Below are 3,534 nucleotides of genomic sequence, written 5' to 3'. Positions count from 1 at the left end.
CGGGGCCGAACAGCTCGCCGCGGCCGCAGGCCAGAAGCTCGTCGCGGCTGAAGGATGTCTGCTGCGCGTGGAACGGTTTCACTGAGGCGTTCATGGCGATCTGCCGGTTACGGTATCGGAACCGCATGGTAGCAACCGCCATTTGACAGAAAACTTACACCAAGGGCTTAAAGTGCTTCTCAGTTGTATCCAAATGTGTGGGTTGTACCCCGGAGACACAGGTCTGTCGGCGGATGGACATGCGGCCGGGGCCGCGTATGATGGCGCATCCCTTGAAGGGGTATTCGGTCAGCGGGAGGGGTGCCATGTGGGTTGAGCTGGGTCAGTATGCCTTGGTCCTGGCCTTTGTCGTCGCCATCCTGCAGGGCACGCTGCCCTGGCTCGGCGTCAGCCGCGGCGATGCCCGCCTGCAGGCGGTGGCGCGTACCGGCGCCTATGCCCAGACGGCGCTGCTGACGTTCTCGTTCGGCCTGCTGACGCTGGCGTTCCTGAACAACGACTTCAGCGTCGACTACGTGGCGCGGCAGTCCAACACGCTGTTGCCGGTCTGGTACAAGGTGTCGGCGGTCTGGGGCGGCCACGAGGGCTCGCTGCTGCTGTGGGCGCTGGTGCTGGCAGTCTGGTCGGCGGCGGTGGCGCGCTTCTCGCGCGGCCTGCCGCTGGTCATGACCGCGCGCGTGCTGGCCATCCTCGGGCTGATCAGCGTCGCCATCATCAGCTTCATCCTGTTTACCTCGAATCCGTTCGACCGCCTGCTGCCGGACTTCCCGATCGAGGGCAACGACCTCAACCCGCTGCTGCAGGACCCGGGGCTGATCTTCCATCCGCCCATGCTCTACATGGGCTATGTCGGCTTCGCCGTGCCCTTCGCCTTCGCCCTGGCCGGCCTGCTCGGCGAACGCCTGGACCCGGCCTGGGTGCGCTGGTCGCGGCCGTGGGCGCTGGCGGCCTGGGCCTTCCTCGGGCTGGGCATCGCGCTCGGCTCGTGGTGGGCCTACTACGAGCTGGGCTGGGGCGGCTGGTGGTTCTGGGACCCGGTCGAGAACGCCTCCTTCATGCCCTGGCTGGCCGGCACCGCGCTGATCCACTCCATGGCGGTGACCGAGAAGCGCGGCGTGTTCAAGGCCTGGACCGTGCTGCTGGCCATCATCGCGTTCGCGCTCAGTCTGCTCGGCACCTTCCTGGTGCGTTCCGGGGTGCTGACCTCGGTGCATGCCTTCGCCTCCGACCCGTCGCGCGGGCTGTTCATACTCGGCATCCTGATCGTGGTGGTGGGCGGTTCGCTGGCGGTGTTCGCCTGGCGCGGCGCGGCGCTGCAGAACGAGAGCCGGCACAGCCTGGTGTCGCGCGAGATGTTCCTGCTCGTCAACAACCTGCTGCTGCTCACCGCCACCGTGACGGTGCTGCTGGGCACCCTGTTCCCGCTCATCGCGGATGCCTTCGATATCGGCAAGATCTCGGTCGGCCCGCCGTACTTCAACCTGCTGTTCGTGCCGCTGACCCTGCTGCTGCTGGTGTTCCTGGCGCTGGGCCCGCAGGTGAACTGGAAGCGCGGCCGGCTCGACGACATCCGCCTGCCCATGCTCAAGGTGCTGCTGGCCGCGATCATCATCGCCGTGGCGCTGCCGCTGCTGGTCTACGGCGACCTGCCGTGGACGGTGTCGCTGAGCATCGGCCTGTGTGCCTGGGTGCTCGGCGCCATGCTGGTCGACATCGGCCGCAAGACCCGCAACGCGCCCGGGCTGGTGCAGGGCCTGCGCAAGCTCACGCGCAGCTACTGGGGCATGCAGCTTGGCCACCTCGGCCTGCTCATGACCGTGCTCGGCGTGGCGCTGACCTCGGCCTACAGCACCGAGAAGGATGTGCGCCTGGCGCCGGGCCAGGAAGTGGTGATCGGCGACTACCGTTTCCGCTTCGAGGGCGTTGCCGACCACCAGGGGCCGAACTATGTCGCGCAGCGCGGCACCGTGGTGGTCAGCGATGGCGGCCGCGAGCGCGTGCTGCATCCGGAGAAGCGCATCTACCGCGTGCAGCAGAACCCGATGACCGAAGCGGCGATTTCCGGCAACCTCTGGCGCGATCTCTATGTCGCGCTCGGCGAGCCGCTGGATGGCGGCGCCTGGGCGGTGCGCGTGTACCACAAGCCCATGGTGCGCTGGATGTGGTTCGGTGCGCTGGTGATGGCGCTGGGCGCGCTGCTGTCCATCCTTGATCGCCGCTATCGCCTGCGCGGCGTGCGCTGAGACCGGCATGAGCCTGACAACAATGAATACGAGATGCCGCCCATGAGCCGCCGTGCCCGCCTGCTGGTCTTCCTGGTACCGCTGCTGCTGTTCGCCGCGCTGGCTGCGCTGCTCTACAGCCGCAACGGCACCGACCCCTCCTTCCTGCCGTCGGCGCGCCTGGGTCAGCCGGTGCCCGCGTTCACGCTGCCGGCGCTCGATGATCCGGCGCGCACGCTGAGCCAGGAGCTGCTCGCCGGCGAGGTCTCGCTGGTCAATGTCTGGGCCACCTGGTGCGCGGCCTGCCTGGTCGAGAATCCCGTGCTGCTGACGCTGGCCGGCGACGGCGTGCGCATCGTCGGCATCAACTACAAGGATGAGCGCGACGCGGCGCAGGCCTGGCTGCGCGAGCATGGCAACGCCTTCGCCGAGGTGGTGTTCGACGAACACGGCAGCCTGGCCATAGACCTCGGTGTCTATGGCGCGCCCGAGACCTATCTGGTGGATCGCGAGGGCCGCATCCGCTACCGCACGGTGGGCGTGCTCGACCAGCGCGCCTGGCACGATGAGCTGAAGCCGCGCTATGACGCCCTGGTGGCGGAGACGGCGGTCCCTCCGGCGGCGGGAGGAGGGCAGTGATGCGCAACTGGCTGATGGCGGCCGTGCTGGCCATGTCGCCACTGCTGGTGCCGGCGCAGGCGCTCGCCGCTGTCGATGTCCGCGACTTCGACCACCCGGCCGACGAGGCGCGCTACCGCGCACTGGTCGAGGAGCTGCGCTGTCCGAAGTGCCAGAACACCAATCTCGCGGGCTCCGACGCCGGGCTGGCGGCGGACCTCAAGGATCGTGTCTATGACCAGGTCCGCGCCGGCCGCAGCGATGCCGAGATCCGCCAGTTCATGATCGACCGCTACGGCGACTTCATCACCTACCGGCCGCCGCTGCGCGCCGGCACCCTGCTGCTCTGGTGTGGCCCCTTCCTGCTGCTGGCCGTGGTCGGTGCGTTGCTGGTGGCGCGCACCCGCCGCCNCTGCCGGTGATCCTCGCCAGCCTGCTGCTGGCCCTGCTGGTGGTGGCCTGGGTGCTCTGGCCGCTGCGCGGTCCGGGGCCGGATCGCGGCCTGGAAGCACGCCAGCTCGGCAGCCGCGTCTACCGCGAGCGCCTGCAGGAGCTCAATGCCGATCTTTCCACCGGGCGGGTCGATGCCGACACCTACGCCACCCTCAAGCTCGAGCTCGATCGTGCCCTGCTGGCCGACAGCGAGGCCGGCGGCGCCGAGGCCGTGCCGCCGCGCCGGGTGCGCGGTGTCGCC

4 protein-coding genes are annotated in these 3,534 nt (G+C 68.9%); all 4 read left to right on the top strand.

Annotated features, from left to right (window positions below):
- Positions 1-305 precede the first annotated feature (305 nt).
- Positions 306-2,243, top strand: a complete 1,938-nt coding sequence (locus C5O18_RS07590; RefSeq protein WP_105192869.1) for a heme lyase CcmF/NrfE family subunit — start codon at positions 306-308, stop codon at positions 2,241-2,243.
- Positions 2,244-2,285: 42 nt separating this feature from the next.
- Positions 2,286-2,861 (top strand): DsbE family thiol:disulfide interchange protein, encoded by a 576-nt coding sequence (locus C5O18_RS07585; protein WP_105192873.1) that lies wholly within the window; start codon positions 2,286-2,288, stop codon positions 2,859-2,861.
- Complete coding sequence (locus C5O18_RS07580; protein WP_105192867.1) at positions 2,861-3,262, top strand: cytochrome c-type biogenesis protein; 402 nt, start codon at positions 2,861-2,863, stop codon at positions 3,260-3,262. Before C5O18_RS07585 ends, C5O18_RS07580 begins: the two co-directional genes overlap by 1 nt.
- The coding region (gene ccmI, locus C5O18_RS07575; RefSeq protein ID WP_146089275.1) for a c-type cytochrome biogenesis protein CcmI at positions 3,259-3,534 on the top strand (276 nt) is incomplete at its 3' end. The genes C5O18_RS07580 and ccmI, both read left to right, overlap by 4 nt.

It is taken from the genome of Amnimonas aquatica (assembly GCF_002943415.1).
Taxonomy (GTDB): domain Bacteria; phylum Pseudomonadota; class Gammaproteobacteria; order Pseudomonadales; family Moraxellaceae; genus Perlucidibaca; species Perlucidibaca aquatica_A.
The sequence above is the reverse complement of the archived record's forward strand: the minus strand, read 5'-3'. Positions and strand labels throughout refer to the sequence as shown.